Annotated in this window: 20 protein-coding genes; 8 read left to right on the forward strand and 12 right to left on the reverse strand. The window is 63.9% G+C overall.

The window, feature by feature from the left end; genetic code table 11:
* Nucleotides 1-67: 67 nt before the first annotated feature.
* On the forward strand, nt 68-1315 hold the full coding sequence (locus ABIE49_RS34980) for an aminotransferase class III-fold pyridoxal phosphate-dependent enzyme (protein WP_192734385.1): 1248 nt from the start codon (nt 68-70) through the stop codon (nt 1313-1315).
* A gap of 11 nt (nt 1316-1326) precedes the next feature.
* Here the strand turns inward: ABIE49_RS34980 and ABIE49_RS34985 are convergent, their stop codons facing one another.
* The 8 genes from ABIE49_RS34985 to ABIE49_RS35020 all read right to left on the reverse strand — a co-directional run bounded on the left by ABIE49_RS34985 (nt 1327) and on the right by ABIE49_RS35020 (nt 10574).
* On the reverse strand, nt 1327-2610 hold the full coding sequence (locus tag ABIE49_RS34985) for an aspartate aminotransferase family protein (RefSeq protein ID WP_192734386.1): 1284 nt from the start codon (nt 2608-2610) through the stop codon (nt 1327-1329).
* A gap of 3 nt (nt 2611-2613) precedes the next feature.
* Nucleotides 2614-3555 (reverse strand): phosphotransferase, encoded by a 942-nt coding sequence (locus tag ABIE49_RS34990; protein ID WP_192734387.1) that lies wholly within the window; start codon nt 3553-3555, stop codon nt 2614-2616.
* A 167-nt stretch (nt 3556-3722) separates the two neighbouring features.
* Complete coding sequence (locus ABIE49_RS34995; RefSeq protein ID WP_192734388.1) at nt 3723-4658, reverse strand: 2-hydroxyacid dehydrogenase; 936 nt, start codon at nt 4656-4658, stop codon at nt 3723-3725.
* A 3-nt stretch (nt 4659-4661) separates the two neighbouring features.
* Nucleotides 4662-6278 (reverse strand): ABC transporter ATP-binding protein, encoded by a 1617-nt coding sequence (locus ABIE49_RS35000; protein WP_192734389.1) that lies wholly within the window; start codon nt 6276-6278, stop codon nt 4662-4664.
* Between the two features lie 2 nt (nt 6279-6280).
* On the reverse strand, nt 6281-7120 hold the full coding sequence (locus tag ABIE49_RS35005) for an ABC transporter permease (RefSeq protein ID WP_192734390.1): 840 nt from the start codon (nt 7118-7120) through the stop codon (nt 6281-6283).
* Nucleotides 7117-8088 (reverse strand): ABC transporter permease, encoded by a 972-nt coding sequence (locus ABIE49_RS35010; protein ID WP_192734391.1) that lies wholly within the window; start codon nt 8086-8088, stop codon nt 7117-7119. The genes ABIE49_RS35005 and ABIE49_RS35010 overlap by 4 nt, the downstream gene beginning before the upstream one ends.
* Before the next feature lie 90 nt (nt 8089-8178).
* Nucleotides 8179-9744 (reverse strand): ABC transporter substrate-binding protein, encoded by a 1566-nt coding sequence (locus ABIE49_RS35015; protein WP_192734392.1) that lies wholly within the window; start codon nt 9742-9744, stop codon nt 8179-8181.
* 56 nt (nt 9745-9800) lie between these two features.
* Nucleotides 9801-10574, reverse strand: coding sequence for a class II aldolase/adducin family protein (locus tag ABIE49_RS35020; protein ID WP_192734393.1), 774 nt, complete (start codon nt 10572-10574; stop codon nt 9801-9803).
* Between the two features lie 153 nt (nt 10575-10727).
* Between ABIE49_RS35020 and ABIE49_RS35025 the strand changes: the two genes are divergently transcribed.
* Nucleotides 10728-11414, forward strand: coding sequence for a GntR family transcriptional regulator (locus ABIE49_RS35025; protein WP_192734394.1), 687 nt, complete (start codon nt 10728-10730; stop codon nt 11412-11414).
* Between the two features lie 57 nt (nt 11415-11471).
* Nucleotides 11472-12497 carry a histone deacetylase family protein gene (locus ABIE49_RS35030; RefSeq protein ID WP_192734395.1) on the forward strand — a complete coding sequence of 342 codons (1026 nt, stop codon included), beginning with the start codon at nt 11472-11474 and terminating at the stop codon, nt 12495-12497.
* On the opposite strand, the gene ABIE49_RS35035 is transcribed toward ABIE49_RS35030, so the two are convergent.
* Entirely contained in the window at nt 12494-15958 is a 3465-nt protein-coding gene (locus tag ABIE49_RS35035) for an indolepyruvate ferredoxin oxidoreductase family protein (protein ID WP_192734396.1), read from the reverse strand. The genes ABIE49_RS35030 and ABIE49_RS35035 overlap by 4 nt on opposite strands.
* 157 nt (nt 15959-16115) lie before the next feature.
* On the opposite strand from ABIE49_RS35035, the gene ABIE49_RS35040 reads away from it, so the two are divergent.
* Together ABIE49_RS35040 and ABIE49_RS35045 are read left to right on the forward strand one after the other, a co-directional pair.
* Entirely contained in the window at nt 16116-16571 is a 456-nt protein-coding gene (locus ABIE49_RS35040; RefSeq protein ID WP_192734397.1) for an Lrp/AsnC family transcriptional regulator, read from the forward strand.
* Between the two features lie 84 nt (nt 16572-16655).
* Nucleotides 16656-16943, forward strand: a complete 288-nt coding sequence (locus tag ABIE49_RS35045) for a hypothetical protein (protein WP_192734398.1) — start codon at nt 16656-16658, stop codon at nt 16941-16943.
* A gap of 94 nt (nt 16944-17037) precedes the next feature.
* On the opposite strand, the gene ABIE49_RS35050 is transcribed toward ABIE49_RS35045, so the two are convergent.
* From ABIE49_RS35050 to ABIE49_RS35060, 3 genes are read right to left on the reverse strand one after another with little or no spacing between them, the layout of a single operon-like run.
* A complete protein-coding gene (locus tag ABIE49_RS35050; RefSeq protein WP_354067130.1) occupies nt 17038-17658 on the reverse strand; it encodes a tetratricopeptide repeat protein in 621 nt (206 codons plus the stop codon).
* Entirely contained in the window at nt 17655-18527 is an 873-nt protein-coding gene (locus ABIE49_RS35055; protein WP_192734399.1) for an Mrp/NBP35 family ATP-binding protein, read from the reverse strand. The genes ABIE49_RS35050 and ABIE49_RS35055 overlap by 4 nt, the downstream gene beginning before the upstream one ends.
* Nucleotides 18517-20550, reverse strand: a complete 2034-nt coding sequence (locus ABIE49_RS35060; protein WP_354067131.1) for a 4Fe-4S binding protein — start codon at nt 20548-20550, stop codon at nt 18517-18519. The genes ABIE49_RS35055 and ABIE49_RS35060 overlap by 11 nt, the downstream gene beginning before the upstream one ends.
* Before the next feature lie 135 nt (nt 20551-20685).
* Here ABIE49_RS35060 and ABIE49_RS35065 point away from each other — a divergent pair, with 135 nt between their 5' ends.
* The 3 genes from ABIE49_RS35065 to ABIE49_RS35075 are packed head-to-tail and all read left to right on the forward strand — an operon-like array spanning nt 20686 to nt 23043.
* Nucleotides 20686-21441: a biotin/lipoate--protein ligase family protein gene (locus ABIE49_RS35065; RefSeq protein ID WP_192734400.1), complete on the forward strand. Its 756-nt coding sequence runs from the start codon at nt 20686-20688 to the stop codon at nt 21439-21441.
* A gap of 7 nt (nt 21442-21448) precedes the next feature.
* Nucleotides 21449-22024 carry a DUF6505 family protein gene (locus ABIE49_RS35070; RefSeq protein ID WP_192734401.1) on the forward strand — a complete coding sequence of 192 codons (576 nt, stop codon included), beginning with the start codon at nt 21449-21451 and terminating at the stop codon, nt 22022-22024.
* Nucleotides 22021-23043, forward strand: coding sequence for a DUF6352 family protein (locus ABIE49_RS35075; RefSeq protein ID WP_192734402.1), 1023 nt, complete (start codon nt 22021-22023; stop codon nt 23041-23043). Before ABIE49_RS35070 ends, ABIE49_RS35075 begins: the two co-directional genes overlap by 4 nt.
* Nucleotides 23044-23061: the final 18 nt, after the last annotated feature.

A 23061-nucleotide genomic window follows, 5' to 3' on the forward strand; every position in this document is an offset into this window, starting at 1 on the left:
ATCGAAGCGGGGAGTACCACGTCTGCGGCAGCTGAGAAAAACAACAAGCGCACACCAAGAGGACGCCATGAACAAGCCAGCAGCGGTATTGAGCGAAACACAGAGCGCGGATGCGATGTTGCGGGCGCGAGCCCAGCGCGTGGTGCCCGGCGGCATGTGGGGACATCTCAACGCTGCGCGGCTGCCGGAAGGTTATCCGCAGTTCTTCGCCTCCGCCGAGGGATGCCGGGTGCGCGACGTCGACGGGCGCGAATATATCGACTTCATGTGCAGCTGGGGGCCGGTGCTGCTCGGCCATCGCCACCCCGAAGTGCAGGCGGCGGCCGAGGCGCAGGCTGCGCTCGGCGATTGTCTGAACGGCCCCGGCGAGGTCATGGTGGATCTGGCCGAAGATTTCGTCGCGATGGTGCCGCATGCGGACTGGGCGATGTTCCAGAAGAACGGCGGTGATGCGACCACGGCTTGCGTGACCATCGCGCGGGCCGGCACCGGTCGGCGCAAGGTGCTGGTCGCCAAGGGAAGCTATCACGGCGCGCTGCCCTGGTGCTCGCCGAGCGTGGCCGGCGTCACCAGCGAAGACCGCGCGCACCTGCTGCACTTCGAATACAACGACATCGTAAGCCTGCAGGCGGCGGTCGACGAGGCGGGAAAGGATCTTGCCGCGATCCTGGTCACCGGCTTTCGTCATGATATCGCCCGCGATCTCGAATTGCCGACGCGCGAATTCGCCGCCGCTGCACGCGCCGCGTGCGACGCCACCGGCGCCGCGCTCATTCTCGACGAGGTGCGCACCGGGCTGCGGCTCGATATCAGGGGAAGCTGGGAGGCGCTCGGCGTGCGGCCGGATCTCGCCGCCTGGAGCAAGGCAATCGCCAACGGCTACGCGCTGGCGGCCGTGACCGGCAATGACAAATTCCGCGAGGCGGCAACAAAGGTGTTCGTGACAGGCTCGTTCTGGTGCGGCACCGTGGCGATGGCGGCGGCACGGACGACGCTGCGGATCGCGCGTGAAACCGATGTGCCCGGGCATATCCGCGCCATGGGCCTGCGGCTGCGCGATGGCTTGGCGTCGCTGGCGAACCAGCACGGCATCGCGATCCGGCAGAGCGGCCCGCCGCAGATGCCGCTGATGCTGTTCGACGCCGATCCGGATGCGAGGAAGGGCCGGGCGTTCTGTTCAGCCGCCTTGCGCCACGGCGCGTTCTTTCATCCCGTGCATAACATGTTCCTGTCGTCGGCCCATCAGGCTGCCGATATCGACGCCGCGCTGGAGGCGGCCTCGCACGGCTTCAAGGCCGTCCGCGCGCTAACCTAGTTGCTTTGCGGCTATTTCAGCGCCTGCAAAACCTGATCGAGTTTCTCGACCAGCACGTCGGCGTGCTCCGTGGTGAACACCAGCTGCGGCCTAATCTTGAGAACATTGGCTTGCGGTCCGGCGGCGCTGATCAGCACGTGCCGCTCGCGCAGCATGTTGACGATGGCGGCGGTTTCGCTCGCTGCCGGCGTCCCGGCCGGTCCGCCATGCCGCAGCTCCACGCCGAAGAACAATCCGGCGCCGCGCACCTCTGATATCAATGGATGGCGCGACTGCAGCTGCCGAAACTGTTCACGCAGATAGCCGCCGACGCGCTGTGCATTCGCAAGCAAGCCTTCGGACTCGATCACTTCGAGCACGGCTATTCCGGCCGCCGCCGAGACGGGATTGCCGCCAAAAGTATTGAAGTAGCGTGAGCGCGCGCCGAATTCGGCCAGCACTTCCGGACGCGCCGCCATCCCGGCGACTGGATGGCCATTGCCCATCGGCTTGCCCATCGTGACCAGATCGGGAATGAGACCGTGGCGGGCAAAGCCCCACATCTGCTCGCCGGTGCGGCCGAAACCGGGCTGCACTTCGTCCGCAATGAAAATGCCGCCGGCCGCACGCACCGCTTCGACCGCCGGGCGCAGGAAGCCCGCAGGGTCGGCGAACACGCCGTCGCTGGAGAAGATGGTATCGACCAACAGTCCGGCCGGGCGAATGCCGTTTTTCTTCATGTCGTCGAGCGCGCCGCGAACATGCCGTGCGAAAGTCTCACCGGTGTCGTCGCCGGCGGAGCGCGGCGCCGGTACCAGCCGGGCGTGGCTGTCCTTCGCCATCGGCAGCCCGAGCGAAGGCGACAGCTCGGCCAGCGCGCTGGTGACGCCGTGATAGGCGGTTTCCGTCACGATGAAGCCGGTGCCGCCGGTGCAGGTGTGGGCCACGCGCAGCGCGAGGTCGTTGGCCTCGCTGCCGGTGCAGGTGAACATGATCTGGCTGATCTCGGCCGGGAAGGTGGCGAGGAGTTTTTCGGCATAATCGAGCACGGTCTCGTGCAGATAGCGCGTATGGGTGTTCAGCACCGCGGCCTGCCGCGCGATCGCCTGCACGACGTGGGGATGCGAGTGGCCGACCGACGCCACATTGTTATAGGCATCCAGATAGGCATTCCCTGCGGGATCGTAGAGCCACACGCCTTCGCCGCGGACGAATTGCACCGGTTGTTCGTAGAACAGACGGTAGGCCGGTCCGAGCAGGCGCTTGCGCCGTGCGATCAACTCGTTGGCCGAAGCGGTCTCATGGTTGGTGGACATCGGTTACTCCGAATTGCAGGCGGACTGAATCTGCTGCCGGGCCTGGGCGCGGGGAATACCAGCGATTCGCTGCAGTCTGCCCCAGGCTGCCGGATTGTTGCGTAGAATATAGTCCCGATTCCCGGGGTAACGGATGGCCCGCCAGCTGCTGATTACGATGGTCATCACCATGCGCGTCGCGATCAGATCGAACAATATCTCGAACTCGATCGGGTCGAGCGGCGTGACCGCATGGTAAGCCGCGATCATGTCGCAGGCGGGCGCGAGCGGATCGTTGCCATCGACGACCTGGTACGCCGCGGTCACGGCAAGGTCGACGACCCGGGCGGTCGACGTCATGTCGCCGAAGTCGATGATCCCCGCGATGCGCTCGCTGTTCGCGGAATCGACGACGATGTTGTGCGGGTTGAGATCGTTGTGAAGCGGCTGTTTGGGCAGGCCGGGCAGCACGGGAAGGGCGTGCGTCTCGAACCGGTCGAGGGTGCGCTCGACGAGGGTGCGTCGGTCGGCCGGGACGGCGTCGATCAATGGACGCAATTCGGCGGCGTGCTGAAGGTCCCACAGCAGCTTGTGGTTGGCGCCGGGATGCCGGAAGTCGCGAAGCCCCCGAGCCATCCGTGCGGCGCACTGGCCGAGGTCGCGCCGCAGCGCCGCTGAACTCTCGACGGTGTGGAAGGGCGTTCCGGCAAGAAACGACAAGAGACGCACGACCCGCGTCGAGCCGTCGTCGAAGCCGATCTCGAGTCCCGTTGCGCCATTCAACGCCGGGAAGATGCGTGGCACCGGCAGGCCGGGGTCGGCGGCGGCCAGCTGAACCAGAGCTTCGGTCTGCAGATTCGTGACCGCGCGATCCTCCGTGGGGTTCGCGATCTTCAGCACATATTCGCGTCCGTCCGGCGTCCGCAGCCGGAAATTCTGATCGCGCTCGCTGTCGAGGCGACGCACTGTGACGGGCAGGCCGTAATGTTCGGCCGCCAGTTCCTTGGCAAGCGTCTCCGGAATGCTTGATGCGGCGCGCAGGCCATCGATCGGATGTGCCGCGTCAATCGCGGGAGAGGAGTCTGGCACCGCAGTGTCCTTTAGGCCGTGATCCTTTGGGGGCGTACGACCGGTCAATAGCCGCGTTGGCGGTCGATGGCGTTCGGCGGCCGTCGGCCGGTTTGTATCGCGTCGGCGGTTGCGACGACCGTGGTCGCAACGGCCTCGACCCGGACTTCGCAGGCGTCGTGTGGCGTCACGACGATTTTGGGATGATGCCAGAACGGATGTGCCGGCGCCAGCGGTTCGGCCGCGAACACGTCGAGCGCGGCGCCGTCCAGCTGACCGCTTTCCAAGGCGGCCAGCAGGTCCGCTTCGACCAGATGTTCGCCGCGACCGACCTGGATGAGGTAGCCGCCGCGGCGCATGCGGGCGAACAGTTCCGCGTTGAGAATGCCCTGGGTCTCCTGCGTCAACGGCAGCAGGTTCACCAGCACCTCGCTTTCACCAAGCATGGCGGCGAGGCCGGCGGGGCCGTGGAATCCCCGGACGGAGGCGGGCGTCGGCTTCGACGTCCGGCTCCACGCCATGACGGGGAAACCGAGCTGCGCAAGGTCGGCGGCAACGCGCTGGCCGATTTCGCCGTAACCGAGGATGCCCACCGGCACGTCCTGCGCGGCACGCTGCGGGAGGCGCTTCCAGATTCCGTCACGCTGCTGGGCCAGATAAGTTGCAAAACGCCGCTGATGCGAGATCACATGCCAGATGACAAAGCCTGACATCGTCTGCGCCTGCAGGGGATCGACGATGCGAACGACGTCGATATCCGGCCGCAGGCTCGGGCAGGCGACTATATTGTCGACGCCTGCGCCGATCGAACAGACCGCCTTCAGGTTCGGGTAACGCTCGAAGGCGTCGGCCGGCGGGTGCCACGCGATCGCAAGGCTGATGTCCGCGTCGGACCCGTTGCGACGGTGATCGACGATTTCGATGCGATCGGCGATGCGAGCGAATTCTGTACCGAGGTAGCCTCTGATATCGAGGCTGCTGCTGACGAGAGCACAACGCATCGTTCACGCCGCCTTGGAGGACGAAATCTGGCCGGGCACCGCGGCAAGCAGCTCTCGCGTGTAGGGGTGCTCGGGGGAGGAGAACAGCGCTGCGGCTGATCTCAGTTCAACGATCGATCCGCGCTGCATCACCGCGATCCGGTCGCATATCTGGGCTGCCACCCGCAAATCATGGGTAATGAACAGCATCGACAGCCCAAGCCGCGTCTTGAGGTCTTCGAGCAGGTTCAGAACCTGCGCCTGCACCGAGACGTCGAGCGCGGAGACCGCTTCGTCGGCCACCAGAATCTCAGGGTCGAGCGCCAGCGCCCGCGCGATTCCGATCCGTTGCCGCTGGCCGCCGGAGAATTCGTGCGGGAAGCGTTCCATCGCGCTGGCGTTGAGGCCGACCAGACCAAGCAGATCGTGGGCGCGCGCTCGCGCGGCCGCGGGGTCCGCACCGTGCGCGATCGGACCGTCGGTGATAATGTTGCCGACCTTGCGGCGCGGATTGAGCGAAGCGAATGGATCCTGAAACACCATCTGGATGCGCTTGCGCTGTTCGCGCAAAGCTTTGCCATTGATGCGCGTCAGGTCGGTTTCACCAAGCCGTACGGTGCCGCCATCCGGCTCGATCAGCCGCATGATCAGGCGCGCGATGGAAGATTTGCCGGAACCGGATTCGCCGACCAGGCCAAGCGTCTCGCCCTGAAAAATGTCAAAGCTGACTTCCTTGGCGGCCTGGACGCTGCGGGTCGGCTGAAACCAGCCGCCGCCGCTGACATAGGTTTTCTCGATACCGATCACCTCGACGACTTTCGGCCGATCGAGCCGGGAAACGCGCGCCGGCGGCTGCAGTTTCGGTACGGCGGCGAGTAGCGCCCGGGTATAGGGATGTTGCGGCCGCTGCAGCACGTCGTCTGCCGCGCCCTGTTCGACCACCTTGCCGTGCTGGAGCACGACGACGCGATCGGCAATATCGGTGACGACGCCGAAGTCGTGGGTGATGAACATCACCGCCATGTTGCGGCTGCGTTGCAGGTCGCGGATCAGTTTGAGGATTTGCGCCTGCGTGGTGACGTCGAGCGCGGTCGTCGGCTCGTCCGCTACCAGTACCGCCGGTTCGAGCGCCAATGCCATCGCGATCATCGCGCGTTGCCGCTGACCGCCCGAGAGCTGGTGCGGATAGGCCCGCACGCTGCGTTCGGGGTCGGGCAGGCCGACTTCGCGCAGCAGGCCGAGGGCCTTTTGCTTCCGTTCTTTCGGCGTCAGCAGGCCGTGCGCCTCGAACATCTCGGCGATCTGGTCGCCGATCCGCATCAAGGGGTTGAGCGCCGTCATCGGCTCCTGGAACACCATCGCAACTCGGCGGCCGCGCAGGCCAAGCCAGCCATCCGCGTCGAGGGTCAGCAGGTTTTGGCCGCCAAAGGTGATTTCGCCGGCCTCGGCGATCACGGTGTCGGGCAGCAAACCCATCAGGGCATGCGCACACATCGATTTTCCGGAGCCGGATTCGCCGACGACGCAAAGGATCTTGCCGGCGGTGAGTTCGAACGAAACCCCGTCCACGGCGTAAGCACGGTCGCTGCCGGGCGGCAGGGCCAGTTTGAGGTCTTTGATGACTACGGCGGCGTCAGACATGCTCAGCGTCCGTCCTTGTTGAGACGCGGGTTGAGCGCATCGTTGAGGCCTTCGCCGATCAGGTTCAGCGCCAGCACAGAGATCAGGATGGCGACGCCGGGAAACACCGTGATCCACCAGGCCTGGCGAATAACGGTGCGGCCGGCCCCGACCATGTAGCCCCACGACATCAGATTGGGGTCGCCAAGGCCGAGAAACGACAGCGAGGATTCGAGCAGGATCGCGGTGGCGACCATCAGCGACGCCAATACGATCACCGGGGAGAGTGCGTTGGGCAGGATCTCGCGCCAGATGATCCAGCTATTGGTCTGCCCGGTCACGATCGCGGCCTGGACATACTCGCGGGTGCGCAGCGACAGCACCTCGCCGCGGACGAGGCGCGCCACCGGCGGCCAGCTGACGATGGCAATCGCAATCACGATCGAGACGATCGATGGCTGCAGCACGGCGACCAGCACGATCGCGAGCGCAAAGCTCGGCACGGTCTGGAAGAATTCCGTGAAGCGCATCAGGGCGTCACCGATCCGGCCGCCGAAATAGCCGGCTGCAGCGCCCACGGGAATGCCGACCGCGAGCGCCGCCAGCGTCGAGACGAGCCCGACCAGCAGCGAAACGCGGGCGCCGTAGATGATGCCCGCCATCACGTCGCGACCGAGCGCGTCGGTGCCGAGCGGCAGGCCGGCCAGCGTGAACGGCGGCAGGAACGGCCGCTGCACCATGCGCCAGGGCGAGGTCGGAAACAGCAGGGGACCGAACACCGCGATCGCGATCGCGATGGTCAGGATCACGAGCCCGATCAGCCCGCCGGGATTGCGGAGCATCAATCTCCAGAACTGTCTCATGCGGCGAACTCGATGCGGGGATCGACCGAGCGGTAGATCAGGTCGGTGATCAGGTTGAAGGCCAGCACCATCGCCGAGCAAACGACGAAGACGCCGAGCAAAAGATTATAGTCGCGCTGCAGCAGCGCCTCGTACATCAGCCGGCCGATACCGGGCCAGGCGAACACGGTTTCGGTCAGCACGGCGCCGCCGACCAGCGTGCCCGCCTGCAATCCGGCCAGTGTCACCACCGGCAGCAGCGCGTTTCGCAGCACGTGGCGGCGCTGGATCACGGCATCGCGCAAACCCTTGGCGCGCGCGGTCTTGACGAAGTCGAGCCGCTTGACCTCGAGCATCGAGGCGCGCGTCATGCGGGCGTAGGTTGCCATGAAGAACAGGCCGATCGTGGTCGCCGGCATGATCAGATGCGCGCCGACGTCCAGCACGTGGGCGAGGCCAGTGTAATTCGCGCCGACGGTTTCGTAGCCAAAGCTCGGCAGCCAATCCATCGTGACCGAGAACAGCAGGATCGCCATCAGCGCGACCCAGAACAGCGGCGTGGCGTAGAAGATCAGCGCCAGCACCGTGATAAGGGTGTCGGTCCAACTGCCCGCGCGGCGTGCCGCCAGCGTTCCGAACAGGACGCCGAAGGCGAGCGAGATCGCAAACGCTGTGCCGGTCAGCAGCAGGGTGGCGGGAAGCCGATCCATAATCAGCTTTGAAACCGGCATTTGCTGGCGGAACGAAAAGCCGAGATCGAGGTTGATGATGCCCTTGACGTAGAGAAACAGTTGCACCGGCAGCGGCTGGTCGAGGCCGAATTTTTCGCGGAGCTGGGCCAGGAAGATCTGGTCGCCGGCGCCGGCTTCACCGGCCATCACCAGCGCCGGATCGCCAGGCGCCAGCCGGATCAGGAAAAAGTTGAGGACGACGATTGCCAGCAGGACGATGACGGCCTTGCCAATTCGCTGGGCAATGAATGCGAGCATCGTGGATTTCCGCTGCGTTCGAGGCGTGGTGTTGGAATTTCCGGCCGCGGCGAAGCGCCAAAGCGTCGCCGCGGCCGGGTGGTTACGAGATTATTTTTCGATCCATGCGTCGCGGAAACCGTCATTGACGCCGATCGCGGTCGTGACGAGGTTCTTGACGTTGCAGCGGGTGATGGTGGGGAACTGCAGTTCGAGCAGCCATGCCACCGGCACGTCGTCGGTCAGGATTTTTTGCGCCTTGGTGTAGATTTCCTGGCGCTTGGAGTCCGGGAAGGCGACGGCGCCGTCCGCGAACAGCTGATCGATCTCCGGATTCGAATAGCCCTCGACGTTGTTGAACGGCGAGCCCTTCGTTATCTGGCTCGAGACGTAATTGCGGCCAACGCCGAGCGCGGGGTCGCCGTACTGGTACAGATAGGTGAAGGCGATATCGTAGTCCCAGTCGGCGGTTTTCTGATTCCAGCCGGGGACATCAGTCGCCACCATTTCGATGTTGATGCCGACGTCCTGCAGATTCTGCTTCACGGCTTCGGCCCAACGCTGCCAGGTTTCGCCGTAGGGCAGCGGCAGCAGGCGAACCTTCTCGCCGTTGTAGCCGGCCTCCTTCAGGAGGGCCTTGGCCTTGGTCGGGTTGAAATCGTATTTCGTCACCGCGTCGGTGTAGTACTTGATCGAAGAGCCGGACGGACCGGTCGCGACCTTGCCGAGGCCGTTCCAGATCACGTCCTTTGCAAAATTGCGGTCGATCGCGAACATCACAGCCTGACGGAATTTCTTGTTGGCGGTCGGTCCGGAGCGATTGTTGAGCCACAGCCACGAATGCGGGCTGAAGAATTCCCAGCCCGCGCCGGTGACACACACGTTCTTGAGTTTGCTGAGACGCGGAACGTCGAAGTTCTCGACCGAACCGCCCGGCAGCACGTCGACCTTGCCAGTCTCGAACGCCACCGAGCGCGCCGCGGCGTCGGGAATGACGTGCCAGTAGATCTCGTCGAGGTTGGGCTTGCCCTTGATGTAGTAGTTCGGGTTTTTGACCAGCCGGATGAAGGAGCCCTTCTGCCATTCCTTGAACATGAAGGGCCCGGTACCCACAGGCGTATTGTTGGCCGGGTTGGTCTTGTAGTCGGTTCCTTCATAGATGTGCTTCGGAATCATCGGCATCGAGCCGACTTCGAAGATCCCGAGGAACGGCCCGAACGGCTGCTTCAGCGTGAATACGACGGTGGAGTCGTCGGGCGTCTCGACCTTGTCGACCTGGACCAGGTTGTTGCGGCCGCGGGGATGGGTCTGCTTGAGGAATTCGATCGAGAACGCCACGTCGGCCGACGTGAACGGCTTGCCGTCATGCCAGGTGACACCCTTCCTGAGCTTGAACGAGTAGACCTTGCCGTCTTCGCTGACGCTCCAGCTTTCGGCCAGGCCCGGCAGTGGCTCCAGCTTCGGGCTATAGCGCAGCAGGCCTTCGTAAATATTGCCTGATACCATCTGGGTCGGGCCGTTCTGCACGATGCCCATCATCAGGCCTGGCGGTTCGGGCTGGATCACGGCATTGACGACGCCGCCGGCCTTCGGCTCTTGCGCAAAGGCTGTGCTGGTAAAGGCTGTGCTTGAAAGGGCGCCTGCCACCGCAAGACCCATAACAAATTGCTTCAGCATGACATCTCTCTCTTGATCGCCTGAGCGGCGCGGTTGCGTTGAGGTGTGAGTGGGGGCTAGTTCATGAAATCCGGATCGGACCGTTCCAGCATCCGCTTGAAGGCAACCCATTCGATGTCGGGAACACCGTTGAGTTCGATGCTGTCGTAGAAGGTCGCGTATTGGCCCGCGGTCTTGCGGGCGACGGATGCGGAGAGCGGCATGATCTCTGCGCCAGCGCCCTGAACCGCGAGCTGGGCGCGGCACGAGCGCTCCAGATTGTGCATCAGCTTGAAGGCTTCGGCGACCGAGCGGCCGCAGGTGAGCATGCCGTGGTTGCGCAAAACCATCACGAACTTGTCGCCGAGATCGGCGACCAGCCGCTCGCGCTCATCCAGATCGAGCGCGATGCCTTCATAGTCGTGATAGGCGAGCCGATCGGTGAACTGCATTGACCATTGATTGAGCGGCAGCAGTCCCTGCTTCTGGCAGGACACCGCGACGCCGGCGACGGTGTGGGTGTGCAGCACGCAGGCAGCATCGGTGCGCGCCGCGTGCACGGCGCTGTGAATGGTGAATCCGGCCGGGTTGATGCCAAGGTTCATCGGGTCGTCGATGACGTTGCCGTCGATGTCGACGGTGACCAGATTGGACGCGGTGACTTCTTCAAACCGCAGGCCGTACGGGTTGATCAGAAAACGGTCATGGGCGCCCGGCAGCCGCGCCGAGATATGGGTGTAGATGCTGTCGTCGAGGCCGAGCCGGTGAATCAGGCGGTAGGCGGCGGCGAGATCGATTCGGGCTTGCCGGGTTCCGTCCTTGATGGCCGGGGGCGGTACGTGCGCTGTCATTATTGGAATGCACCCTTTTTGAACAGGTCTAAGGGTTGCATCGCAACTAGGCTCATGACAAGACTAAACTGTCGACAATCGACGCTTAAATTATGTACAAGTAGTAAAACCGGCCAAAATCGGGTAGGAATCGGCCAAAATGGACCCATTTTGATGCGCACATTGTCCCCGCCGGTTGGATTGCCAGCCCTCGCCGACACCGATCTCGTCGGCCAGGTCGCCCGTCTTTTGACCCAGGCGGTGGTCGAAGGCCGGCTGGCGCCGGGTTCCAAGGTCGTGGAAGCGGGGATCGCGAGGGAGCTTGGGGTGAGCCGGGCGCCGGTGCGCGAGGCCGCGCGGCTCTTGGAACAGCAGGGACTGCTGGTGGCCAGTCCGCGCCGCGGCTTCTTCGTGCGCAAATTCGCCGCCGACGATATCGACGACATCTATGACTTGCGGCTGTGCGTCGAGCGGCACGCGGCCGTGCTCGCCGCGCGCAATCTGACGCCGAAGACGCGCGACATGCTGCGGCGGCAGATCGACGTGCTGCACCAGACCGCTGATCTCGAGGATCCCGCAAGGCAGGTCGAGGAGGACTACCGCTTTCACCGCCTGATCTGCGAGATCGCGGCGAACCGGCGGCTGTTGCGGTTGTTCGACGATCTCGCATCGGAAATGCGCATGGTGATCGGCCTGATCGGACGGCTGTACGACGATCCGCATGAAATCGCCCGGACACACGAACCCGTGTTAGCTGCCATCGAACAAGGCCATCCCGAACGTATCGTGGCGCATATCGACTATCACATCGGTCATGCGTGGCGCGAAGTCGGAAAACTCGTGCGGGAGATTCCCGCTTAGCCGGCGACGTACGCTGGCGCACACCAGATTTCATTTACAGAAAACAGGAGTATTCGCGTGAAGGCCGTCTACACTGAACTGCACCGCAGTCACGATCCGCAATTCTTTCTGGTGCGCGGTATCATCCAGCGCACCACCGAACAGCCCGAACGCGCCGACCGGCTGCTCGCAGGATTGAAGGCCGGCAAGCACGAACTGGTTGCGCCCACACTGTTCGGGCAGGGCCCACGTGCAAGGATTCACAGTCCGGAATATCTCGGCTTTCTCGCCGAAGCCTGGGAGGCCTGGTCCGCGCTCGGCAATGCCGGTCCGGAAATGATCGCCAACATCCACCCGGTGCGCCACGCCGCGACCTACCCGACCCATATCGTCGGCCGGCTCGGCTGGCATACGGCCGACACTGCCGCTCCGATCGGCCCCGGCACCTTTGCCGCGGCCTGCGCGGCAACGGATGTGGCGACGACGGCGGCGCAGCTTGTCATGGACGGCGAGGACGCGACCTATGGGCTGTGCCGTCCGCCCGGTCATCACGCCTACCGCGACATGGCGGGCGGCTTCTGCTTCTTCAACAACAGTGCGATTGCAGCGGCGCATCTGCGCCAGCGGCATGAACGTGTTGTCATCCTCGATGTCGACGTCCACCATGGCAACGGCACGCAGGGCATTTTCTACGAACAACCCGACGTGTTTACGGTTTCGATCCATGCCGATCCCACGTCGTATTATCCGTTCGTGTGGGGTTACGCGCACGAGCGCGGCGCGGGTCCTGGCCTCGGGACCAACCTCAATATTCCCTTGCCGATCGGTACCGGCGATGACGGCTACATGGGCGCGCTTGGCGTTGCAAAGAAAGCCATCGATGCCTTTGCACCCGGCGCGCTGGTCGTGGCGCTCGGTCTCGATGCGTCGGAGCATGATCCGCTCGCGGGTCTTGCCGTGACGACAGCCGGATTCCGGCGCATTGGCGCCGCCATCGCGCGACTCGGACTTCCGACCGTGTTCGTCCAGGAGGGCGGATACCTCTCCGACATTCTCGGTGCCAACCTGACCTCGACGCTCGCCGGCTTCGAAGAAGCACGTTAAGCCGCGCGCCTTTCTGATATCGACGACTTCAGGAGACGGAATAAATCTTCCGTCTCCTTTTGTACTTTCGCCACCGCTTCCAGCTTCACCGGGCCAAAGCCGCGAATGTCCATCGGTGCGGCTGCGATCCTGGCCAATCGTTCGATGGTGTCAGGTGAAATCCACGGCGTGAGATCGGTCACGAGCCTTTCGTACCAGTCGATCAGGCCGCGCTCCATCTGGCGCTCGTGCGTATAGCCGAACACGTCCAACGCGGTGCCGCGCAGGAACTTGAGCCGCGCCAGAATCCGGAATGGTGTCTGGATCCATTGCCCGAATTGACGCTTGAGCGGCCGGCCGCGGGCGTCCTTTCCGGACGACAGCACCGGCGGCGCCAGATGATACTTGATCGCGAAGTCACCCTCGAACTCCTGCCGTAGCTTGCCCTGAAACCCGGTTTCCATGTGCAGCCGAGCCACCTCGTACTCGTCCTTGTAGGCCATCAGCTTGAAGAGGGATCGCGCGATGGCGGTCGTTAGCGCCTGCGAGCCGGGTACTTGGCGTTTCTCGGCGGCGCGGACTTGACCGACGAATTTGAGGTAACGATCGGCATAGGCTGCATTCTGATAGGCGGTGAGGAAGTCGGCACGGCGAGAGATGACCTGGTCCAGCGTCTCTTCTTTTTTGGCCTGCCCAAATAGCGACGTCACGAAATCACGATCCGATGCGGCGAGGCGTCCGCTGGCAAAAGCCTGCTTGTTCTGTTCGATCGCCACGCCGTTCAACTCGATCGCGCGCATCAGCGCTTCCAGCGCGACCGGCACCAATCCTTGCTGCCACGCCGCTCCGAGCATGATCACATTGGCAAAAACCGTGTCGCCGAACAGCGCGTCGGATAGCCGGTTCGCGTCAAGACTCCTGAAATTGTCCGATCCAACGACGCGTTCGAGGTGCCGAAGCCTCGCCGCCGCCTCCAGGCTGGCGTCGCGATTGCGTACGATGTCGCCGGTCGGCATTTCAGCCGTGTTGATGACAGCGCGCATGTCAGGTCCGTAAGTACCGGACGCCTTCGGCGAGGAACTGACCACGATGTCGCAACCGATCAGCGCGTTGGCGGCGCCCTGATCGATCCGGACCTGGTGGATATCGTCGGGGCTATTCGAGAGCCGGATGAAACTCAGGACGGGTCCAAATTTCTGCGCGAAGCCGGTGAAGTCGAGCACCGATGCGCCCTTGCCCTCCAGATGCGCGGCCATCGTGATCAAGGCGCCGACGGTGATGACGCCGGTGCCGCCGACGCCGGTCACCAGCAGGTTGAACGGTTTTTCGAGTGAAACGAAATTTGGCTCGGGCAGCGCCGTCGTGCGGGCCATCGCGTCGATGCCGGCGCCTTGCTTCTTGCGCCGGGTCGCGCCTTCAACCGTGACAAAGCTCGGGCAAAAGCCATTGACGCAGGAAAAGTCCTGGTTGCAGGTCGAGAGATTGATCTGGCGCTTGCGGCCGAACGGCGTCTCCTTTGGTTCGACGCTGAGACAGTTGGACTCGACCGAACAATCGCCGCAGCCCTCGCAGACGAGATCGTTGATGACGGCGAATTTCTTCAACTCGGGCGCCTGGCCGCGCTTGCGCTTGCGCCGCCGCTCGGTGGCGCATTCCTGTTCATAGATCAGCACGGAGACGCCGGCGATCTGCCGCAGTTCGCGCTGCACGGCATCCAGCTGCGCGCGGGGATGGATCGTTACGCCCTTCGGGAAATCGCTCGCGTGCAATTTGTCGGGCGCGTCGGACACGATCGCAATCCGCGCCACGCCGTTGGCACGAACTTCGTGGGCGATGGCGGTCACGCTGATCGGACCGTCGACGGGCTGGCCGCCCGTCATGGCGACGGCGTCGTTGAACAGGATCTTGTAGGTGATGTTGGCTTTGGCGGCGACGGCCTGGCGGATCGCCATCGATCCGGAATGGTAATATGTGCCTTCGCCGAGATTCTGGAACACGTGCTTGCCGCCGGTAAAGCGCGAGGAGGCGATCCAGTTGACGCCTTCGCCGCCCATCTGGATCAGCGAACTCGTATCGCGGTCCATCCAGCTCGCCATGAAATGACAGCCGATGCCGGCCAGCGCCTGCGATCCCGCAGGCACTTTGGTCGACGTGTTGTGCGGGCAGCCTGAGCAAAAATACGGCGTGCGGGTCGCGCCTGATATGTTGATGATCTCCGCGCTCGGGCGGAGCAGTTTTTCGGCGCGCGCCGTGAGGTCGAGGCCGGGGAAAATCAGGTCAAGCCGCCTAGCGACGATCGGCGCCAACAGCCGCGGCGACAATTCGCCGACCCAGGGTACCAGCGGGTCATTGTTCTCATCGCTCTTGCCGGCCATGTGTTCGGGCTTGTGGCCGGGGTAGTCGTAGAAATATTCCTTGAACTGGCTTTCGATGATGCCGCGCTTTTCCTCGATCACGAGGATCTCGCGTTTCTCCCGGACGAACTCCAGTGCATCGTGATGTGCCAGCGGCCACACCATCCCGACCTTGTAGATGTCGATACCAAGCCGCCGGCATTCCGATTCAGTTAAGCCAAGGAGTTGCAAGGCTTCCATCAGGTCGAGATGAGCCTTGCCTGTGGTGACGATGCCATAGGTGGCGTCGGGAATGTCGTAGATCCGGCGATCGATCGGGTTGGCGGCGGCAAACGCCAGCACCGCGTTCTTCTTGGCCTCCAGCCGCTGCTCGATCTGCGGCCCCGGAAGGTCCGGCCAGCGGTAGTGCAGGCCGCCGGCGGGCGGTTCGAATGCCGGCGGGTTGAACAGGCGGCGTGGCGGCAATTCGACCGAGGCGCAGGACTCGACCGTTTCCGAGATCGCTTTGAATCCGACCCACATGCCGGAAAAGCGGCTCAGCGCGTAACCGTATTCGCCGAAGGAAAGATACTCGGCCACGCTCGACGGGCTAAGCGTCGGCATGAACCACGCCATGAAGGCGACGTCCGACTGGTGCGGCATCGACGAGGACACGCAGCCATGATCGTCGCCGGCAACGACCAGCACGCCGCCATGCGGCGAGGAGCCGTAGGCATTGCCGTGCTTCAACGCATCGCCGGATCGGTCGACGCCGGGGCCCTTGCCGTACCAGAGGCCGAACACGCCATCGACTTCGCGCGCCGGGTTGGTTTCGACCTGCTGCGATCCCAACACGGCGGTGGCGGCAAGGTCCTCGTTGACGGCGGGCAGGAATTCGATGCGCCGTTCGCTCAGGAGTTTTTTGGCGCGCCAGAGTTCCATATCGACGCCGCCGAGCGGCGAGCCGCGATAACCGGAGACGAATCCGGCCGAGTTGATGCCGTCGGCAGAATCGCGGTCGCGCTGGTCGAGCAGGATGCGCGCCAGCGCCTGCGTGCCCGTCAGCAGCACACGCCCGCTCCGGCGCGTGTATCGGTCCATCAGGGCGTAATCGTCGAGGTCTCTGCCTGTCGTCAGGGTCTGGGTCATGTCGGCCTCCCGCCGTATCAGGTCGGTGAAAGTGTCGACCCGATCGGGTGGAAGAGCTGTCCTAATTGTTCGATTTTTTCGTCCGTTATGGTAGAAGCTACCAGCAATGACGCATCATTCGGTATGATCTGCCACCGCAGTTCAGGAAAGGCTCACCATGATTGAAGGACAGGATCGACGATTGCTGACCCATCTCCAGAAAGATGGCCGCCGCAGCAACCAGGATCTGGCTGACGATGTCGGCATGTCGTCGTCGGCGTGCTGGCGCCGGGTGCGGGCGCTTGAAGAGTCCGGCGTCATCACCGGCTATGCGGCGCTGGTCGACCGGGAGAGGGCCGGCTTCCTGACTTCAGCCATTCTGCATGTGTCGCTCGATCGCCACGACGCCACTTTCGTCACCCAGTTCGTCGCGCGCGTGAAACGGCGCCCCGAGGTCCTCGAGTGTTTTGCGACGACGGGGGATGCCGATTATCATTTGCGGGTCGTCGTCGCCGACATGGCTGCCTATAACCGGTTTCTCGACGAGTTCATGTTCAAGATTCCCGGCATCCGTCACGTCCGCACCAATGTCATCCTCAAGGAGATCAAGTGTGACGTCGCGCTGCCATTCTGAAAGGACTTGGGGCCGGGGAACCATCGCTGTCGCAGAACGTTTGTCTTCCGAATTTCGAAAGCCTGTTTTTCACGGGAGAGCAAAATGATTCGTGCTGCCGCAGCAATTCTCGTGGGATCGTTGGTCATTGGACCTGCGGCCGCGCAATCGACGACACCGTCGAGCGAAAAGCCGGAGACCAGTTGCACGACAACGGGGTCCGCGACCTCGGGACACGGCGAGGAAAAGACGTCGAACTCGATGGCCGTGGAAAAGAGCGCGATCCTGCCCGACGCCGGCGGCGCCGATTCGGCCGCGCCCACCGTGCAGAGCGGCGGCAAGCCCATGGTGGTCCGAAAGGACTGCCAGCCGGATTCCAAACCGAAGGGATGAGCGCATCGACGCGCCGTGCGAATGCTCGTTATGCCTTCGCTAGGGGCGAGCGCGAGGACGATGCCGGCCTACCTGTCGTGAGAAGTACGTTCGATCAATCGCACTGCTCGTAGCCGGACGATTTGCATTTCTGCGCCTTCTCGCGCGCTTCCGTGACCTGTTGCGGGGTCAGCTCCTTGGTGAGCAAAGCGAGATCCTTCTTGGCCTCGGCATTGCCCTGCGCCGCCGCCACTTCATACCACATGTAGGCACGAACGGTGTCGGGCGATTCCTCGCCGCTGGCCTTGTAGTAGAGGCTGCCGAGCAGCGTCTGGGCCTGGGGATTGCCTTGCTTGGCGGCGAGCCGGCTCCACTTCCGTGCTTCCTTTTCGCTCTTGGGAACGCCGAGGCCCATCCTGTGCATCACCGCGACCTTGTATTGCGCGATGGCATTGCCCTTTTCCGCGAGCGGCCGGAACAGTTTTATCGCCGCTGCATACTGCTTTTTTGCAAACGCGGCCGTGGCGTCTTTCAAGCTGTCGGCATGGGCTGCGGGTGCGTTGGCCGTCAGAGCGAACATGATCGCGGTCATCAATCCCAAATGTCTCAATAAGCGCACGATATTCTCCCTTAAATGCTTTGAAGAAAAAATATGACTCCCTCGTATCTCGAAAATCGGCGCGGCACAATCGCGTGCCATCCCGCAGCTTCGCTGCGATGCGATGAACGCGTTCACTCAATGATAATGCGAGGCGGCGGCCGGCTTGCCGCGCCTGACGTGATCGTCGTCCAGACTTCGCGGGCGATCGCGATGTAGTGGCGCGCATGAACGCCGTCCGGTTCGGTCGCGACCACCGGGCGGCCATCGTCGGAGGTCTCGCGAATTTTGATATCGAGGGGGATCTCGCCAAGATACGGAATCCCGCGCCGTTCGGCGTCCTGCCGTGCGCCGCCATGGCCGAAGATCGGCGTGAGCTTCTGGCAGGCCGGGCAGCAGAACGCCGACATGTTTTCGATCAGGCCCAGGATCGGGATGTTCACCTTCTCGAACATCGCGATGCCGCGCCGCGCGTCGATCAGCGCGATGTCCTGCGGTGTGGAGACGATCACCGCGCCCGCCAGCGGCGCCTGTTGCGCCATCGTGAGCTGCGCGTCGCCGGTGCCCGGCGGCAGGTCGATGACCAAAATATCAAGATCGCCCCACGCCACCTCGCGCAGCAATTGCGTGATCGCCGAGATCACCATCGCCCCGCGCCAGATCATCGCGAGGTCTTCCTCGACCAGAAAGCCGATCGACATCACCTTGACGCCAAACCGCTCCAGCGGCTCCAGCATGCGCGGGCCGACCTGGCGTGGCTTGCCACGCAGTCCGAACAGTTTTGGCTGCGATGGGCCGTAAATATCGGCGTCGAGGATACCCGCTTTCAGCCCGAGGGCGGCAAAGCCGAGCGCGAGGTTGCATGCGGTGGTGGACTTGCCGACGCCGCCCTTGCCCGAGGCGACCGCGATGACGTGCTTGACGCCGGGAATGCCTGACGCCCGCGACGTCGCGCGTGCTGCAGGGGTTGGCCGGGTGCCGGATACGGCGGGCTCGTTACGATCCAAGGGGATCGCCCTTCTTGCTGTCGCGCGCGCGCAAATAATCTTCCGTCGTCATCACAGCCGGCCGCTGCGGCGCCCCGTGCGGGTCAAAACCCTCATTGACCACGGCCTCGACGCGGCAGTCCGCGCACATCTTGATGACATCGATCCGTTTGGCGTTGGCGCCTTGGAACATCCAGTGCTTCTCGCCGAGTTTTGCCAATACGCGTTCTATCGAACTTTTGGTCCCGAACGGTTTGCCGCAGGCGATGCAGTTGAAGGGCTCTTCCTCCTTGAGAACGCGCAGCGGCGCATTCCATGCGGCAAAATCCAGCCGCGGCTCGAGCGTGATGACTTTTTCGGGGCAGGTCGCTTCGCAAAGCCCGCACTGCACGCACAGGCTTTCGGTGAAGCGCAGCATGGCACGATCGGGATTGTCCGATAGCGCGCCGGTCGGGCAGGCGGTGACGCAGGCGTGACAGAGCGTACAGCCTTCGACATTGAGATTGACGCCGCCGAACGGCGCGCCCGGCGCAAGCGGGACGCTATCGACCGGCGCGGGTGCCGCCAGGTGAAGTTCGCGAAACGTCGTTTCGAGCACGCTGCGCTTGGCGCCGCGCGGCACGAAGCCGGCCGGCTTTGGCGTCGCGACGCCGCCTGGCGCCGCATCGAGCATCGCGCGCAGCTGGTCTGGATCGTCGGTCTCGAGGATGCGCACCAAGCCTGCGCCGAAGCCGAGCGCGGCAACCACGGTGTCGGATGTCCCGGCGGTCCGGCGCAGTCCGGCAATATCGTGCTTGGGTTTGCCGCGCGTCAGGATCGCGACACCGCTGCCGCCATAGGCGAACACCGCCGCGATACTCTCCGGTCCGAGCTGCGTCACTTCATTGACGCGCAGCGGCAGCACATGGGCCGGCAGTCCGGCGCCGAACCTTGCCAACGCGTCGATCAGCGCGTCGCCATGCTCGCCGTCGTGGAACAGCACGATGCCGTTGCTGCCGCCGGCCTTGCGATAGGTCTGCAGCAGCGTGCGCAATCGCCGCATCAGCGCGTCTGCACTGGGCAGTGCATATGAAGCCGCTCCGGTCGGGCATACCGATGCGCAGGCGCCGCAGCCGGCGCAGACATTGGCGTCGATCGCGACCGCCTTTCCGTTCGGCGTAATCGCGCCGGTCGGGCAGAGATCGAGGCAGCGCGTGCATCCGGTAATGCCTGAGCGCGAATGGGCGCACAGCGCCTCCTCGAATTGAATGAAGCGCGGCTTGTCGAAAGTGCCGACCAGATTGCCCGCATCCGAAATCGCGCGCTCGACGGCGGCGCGGTCACGTGGATCGGCGCGCAGATATCCCGGACGCAGTTCGTGCGCGGGAAACAGCGGTGTACCGCCGCTGAGATCGAGGATCAAATCGCAGGTCGATGTCGCGCCATTGCGCGCGGCGCCGAATACGAGCTTCGCACGCGAGGAGGGCTGCGGCAGCGCGTAGTCGTCGATCGCGAGCTCGAACGCGCCGAGATGACCGCGCGCATTGCGAATGGTGCCCTTGAGCACCGGAAACTCATTGCTCCGGCGCGGCATGACGTCGCCGGGTTTTGACAGAAGCACGGTGATGTCGAGACGGTCGGCGAGGCGCTGAGCGGCGTCGATGGCGATCTCGTCGCTTCCATAGATCAGCGCGACGCCGCTGCTCTCCAGCGTCACCATTGAGATCGGCGGCATGTCTTCCTGCGCAGCCGCGATCAGCGCCGCGGCTTTCGGACCGGCCGCCGCCGCATCGTTCGACCAGCCGCCGGCTTCGCGGATGTTGGCAAAGGTAAGTTGGGCTTGCGGGAAATCCTCGGCGACTTCGCGGAACAGCGGCGCTTCCTGCGTGCAGGCCACTGTGATCGGCGCGCCGTCGGCTAGCGCTTGCTTGAACCGTTCGAGTTCGAGGCCGCAGAGCTGGTTGGCTTGCGTGATCTTCCCGGCGCAGCCACGGCTGATCGCCGGCACGTCGAGCGGCATGGTCTTCTCGCAACTGCAAATCAGAAGATGAGACGCCGTAGCCATCGTTAACTTCCTGAACCGGCGCACACATCGCACGGTTCGTTTTCTGGTTCCGCTCGTGTTGCGAGCCCAAGGGGGATAGCATACACCGGCGGATTGCAAAGCAATTTAGCACAGCAACGCAGGATGAGCTTTTCGATGATGTCGCGTCGCGGGGAAGTGGATCAGGCACCCGATCTGCCCCCCGGTTATACTTTGGTCGCGTTACGCGAGCTCGGCGACGCGTTTGCCCATGGATGCGAAATCGCGGCCGAAGCGGGTGCCGGAACGCTGGTCTGGGTGCGGCGCTACGACCTGGTCGAATTCGCCGTGGTGCTCGAACCCGACGAACCCTTGAACTCGGCGCGCCGGGCGTTGTTCGCCGGCATGAACGCGCTGGCGGACGCGATTGCCGCCCATTGTCCGCCCGAGCGGGACGTCAGTTTCGAGTGGCCCGATACGATCCGGTTCGACGCGGGATTGCTGGGCGGCGCGCGGCTCGGCTGGCCCGCCGATTGCGCGGAAACCGACGTGCCGAACTGGCTGGTTTTCGCGGTGATCCTGCGCGCCGCCGACATGGTGCATCTCGACGAGGTGCAGGCCGCGGCCGGCGTTTCGATGCTGGGCGCGGGCTTTGAGATGGTCGATGCCGACGCGATCATCGGCAGCTTCGCCCGCCATCTGATGACCGCGTTCGATCGCTGGAACGAGCGCGGTTTTGAGGCCATCGCCAGGGATTATCTGGAGCGGCTACCAAGGCGCAAGGCCGGTGAGATCAGGGCCATCGACGTCAACGGCGATCTGCTGGTCAAGCTCCCCGCCGGCAGCGGGCCGCCTGATCGATCCAGCCTCGTGGATGCGCTGGCGAAAGCGGACTGGTATGATCCGCAATTGCGCGGTCCGAAGTTCGGATGAGGCTGACATGCTGAAGCTGCCGCGAACCATCAGGCTCGACCCATCGGACACGTTTGTTTTCGAGCGTGCCGCGGAACCCGGAGAATGGGCGGTTTCCGGAGCGTTCGTGTTCTGGAACCAGGATTCGGCGACGCTGGCGCAGAAGCAGCGCGTGGCGCTGCGGTCCGGATTTCTCGGGGTAGATAGTCTGGGCTGGTCGACGCTTGCGATCGTGACCGAGGCGACGGAAGCGGAGCGGCAAGCCGCGGTCGATCGGCTTGCTTCGCAATTGCTGGAAAAGTTCGGCGCGCCGGATCTTGAAGCCGCGCGCGGCGCCGCCGAAGAAGAGGTCGCGTTTGCGGCCTCGCTCTGCGATCACCCGGTGCAGACCTTGCTCGCCGTGCAACGCAGCATCGAGGACGGTGAAATCCGCGAGCGCTTTCGCACCCTCAAGCCGCGCGAAGCCGCAGGCGATGCCGACCGGTTGCACGCGCATGCCAGCGCCTTTACCTTTCATGAGATCGAAGGTGACGATGAACCTGCCGAGGAGGTCGATCTCTTGGGATTGATGGGAACTGAACAGAAAACCGGAAATCGCAAATGAGAGAATTCTGGGTAGCGTCCGGCCATCACCTGACGCGGCGCGCCGACCACGGCGGGTTGATCGCGACGCCCGAACTGATCATGGCCTATCTGGCGCGGCCCGAATTGATGCCGCCGGAGGACGCCTGCGAAGCCGAGCGGAACCTGCACGCGGGCCTGTTGGCCGATCCGCTCCGTTCGGTTTCGAAAGCCGATATCGCCGCGCTCGCCGATCCCGATGCGCGCGAGAACTGGACCTTTATGATGAATTTTCGCGACCGGCTGGTCGCGGCTCCGTCACTCGAGGCGGTCTATGTCAACCTGGCCCGCAATGGCGCCGGCGACCTGCCGCCGATTTTCGTCTCGCAGCTCTGCCACCTGATCCTGCGCAACGCGCTCGAGGGCTGCGACGATCCTTACATGCTGCGCGCGGCCGAACTGTTCTATCGCAGCCAGCAGGCGGCGTTTCATGAGGGCACGCTGTTGCTTGCGGACGCCGAAATCGTCGAGGCGCAGCAACAGGCCGAACATGACCTGCATGCGTCGCCGCTCACGGCGATGCTGGCGCCGCCAAAGGCGTTCGGCGAGATGGATGTGATGGACGACGAGAACGCCTGGACCTATTGGTCGCGTTCGGATGCGCATGCGATGGTCATGAACATCGGCGGCAATCCGAAGGCGCGTGCCGGGCTTTGCCGGGTGATCGAACGATGGATCGCCCATCTGCTCGATGTAACCGTCAGCGTCGAGACGGTTCCCAGTATCGAAGACCGCGACTGGCGCTGGTTTGTCGGTCTCGACAGCGAGGGCACTAAAATCGGCAATGCGCTGTGGAACGGCACGTCGGTGGACGCCAACGCCGCCGAGCGCATCGTCGCGCTGATGCGCCTGACCATTGCGGATACGCGGCTGGTGGATGAACGCGTCGGCAGCAAACCGGTTTACCTCATCCTGGCGATGGGCGCGGACAAGGTCGTGCGGCTGAAGCCGCAAAATTTGGTCGCCGGGCTGCCGCTCGCGCCAAAGGCGAATGTGGCATGATCGGCCGGTTCACGGAGG

Source organism: Bradyrhizobium sp. OAE829, assembly GCF_040546575.1.
GTDB lineage: Bacteria > Pseudomonadota > Alphaproteobacteria > Rhizobiales > Xanthobacteraceae > Bradyrhizobium.

Bases quoted from the DNA above. Each gene is read 5' to 3' on its own strand.
- ABIE49_RS34980 (WP_192734385.1), top strand. From the start codon at position 68: ATGAACAAGCCAGCAGCGGTATTGAGCGAAACACAGAGCGCGGATGCG.
- ABIE49_RS34985 (WP_192734386.1), bottom strand. From the start codon at position 2,610: ATGTCCACCAACCATGAGACCGCTTCGGCCAACGAGTTGATCGCACGG.
- ABIE49_RS34995 (WP_192734388.1), bottom strand. From the start codon at position 4,658: ATGCGTTGTGCTCTCGTCAGCAGCAGCCTCGATATCAGAGGCTACCTC.
- ABIE49_RS35000 (WP_192734389.1), bottom strand. From the start codon at position 6,278: ATGTCTGACGCCGCCGTAGTCATCAAAGACCTCAAACTGGCCCTGCCG.
- ABIE49_RS35005 (WP_192734390.1), bottom strand. From the start codon at position 7,120: ATGAGACAGTTCTGGAGATTGATGCTCCGCAATCCCGGCGGGCTGATC.
- ABIE49_RS35010 (WP_192734391.1), bottom strand. From the start codon at position 8,088: ATGCTCGCATTCATTGCCCAGCGAATTGGCAAGGCCGTCATCGTCCTG.
- ABIE49_RS35015 (WP_192734392.1), bottom strand. From the start codon at position 9,744: ATGCTGAAGCAATTTGTTATGGGTCTTGCGGTGGCAGGCGCCCTTTCA.
- ABIE49_RS35020 (WP_192734393.1), bottom strand. From the start codon at position 10,574: ATGACAGCGCACGTACCGCCCCCGGCCATCAAGGACGGAACCCGGCAA.
- ABIE49_RS35025 (WP_192734394.1), top strand. From the start codon at position 10,728: ATGCGCACATTGTCCCCGCCGGTTGGATTGCCAGCCCTCGCCGACACC.
- ABIE49_RS35035 (WP_192734396.1), bottom strand. From the start codon at position 15,958: ATGACCCAGACCCTGACGACAGGCAGAGACCTCGACGATTACGCCCTG.
- ABIE49_RS35040 (WP_192734397.1), top strand. From the start codon at position 16,116: ATGATTGAAGGACAGGATCGACGATTGCTGACCCATCTCCAGAAAGAT.
- ABIE49_RS35045 (WP_192734398.1), top strand. From the start codon at position 16,656: ATGATTCGTGCTGCCGCAGCAATTCTCGTGGGATCGTTGGTCATTGGA.
- ABIE49_RS35060 (WP_354067131.1), bottom strand. From the start codon at position 20,550: ATGGCTACGGCGTCTCATCTTCTGATTTGCAGTTGCGAGAAGACCATG.
- ABIE49_RS35065 (WP_192734400.1), top strand. From the start codon at position 20,686: ATGATGTCGCGTCGCGGGGAAGTGGATCAGGCACCCGATCTGCCCCCC.
- ABIE49_RS35070 (WP_192734401.1), top strand. From the start codon at position 21,449: ATGCTGAAGCTGCCGCGAACCATCAGGCTCGACCCATCGGACACGTTT.
- ABIE49_RS35075 (WP_192734402.1), top strand. From the start codon at position 22,021: ATGAGAGAATTCTGGGTAGCGTCCGGCCATCACCTGACGCGGCGCGCC.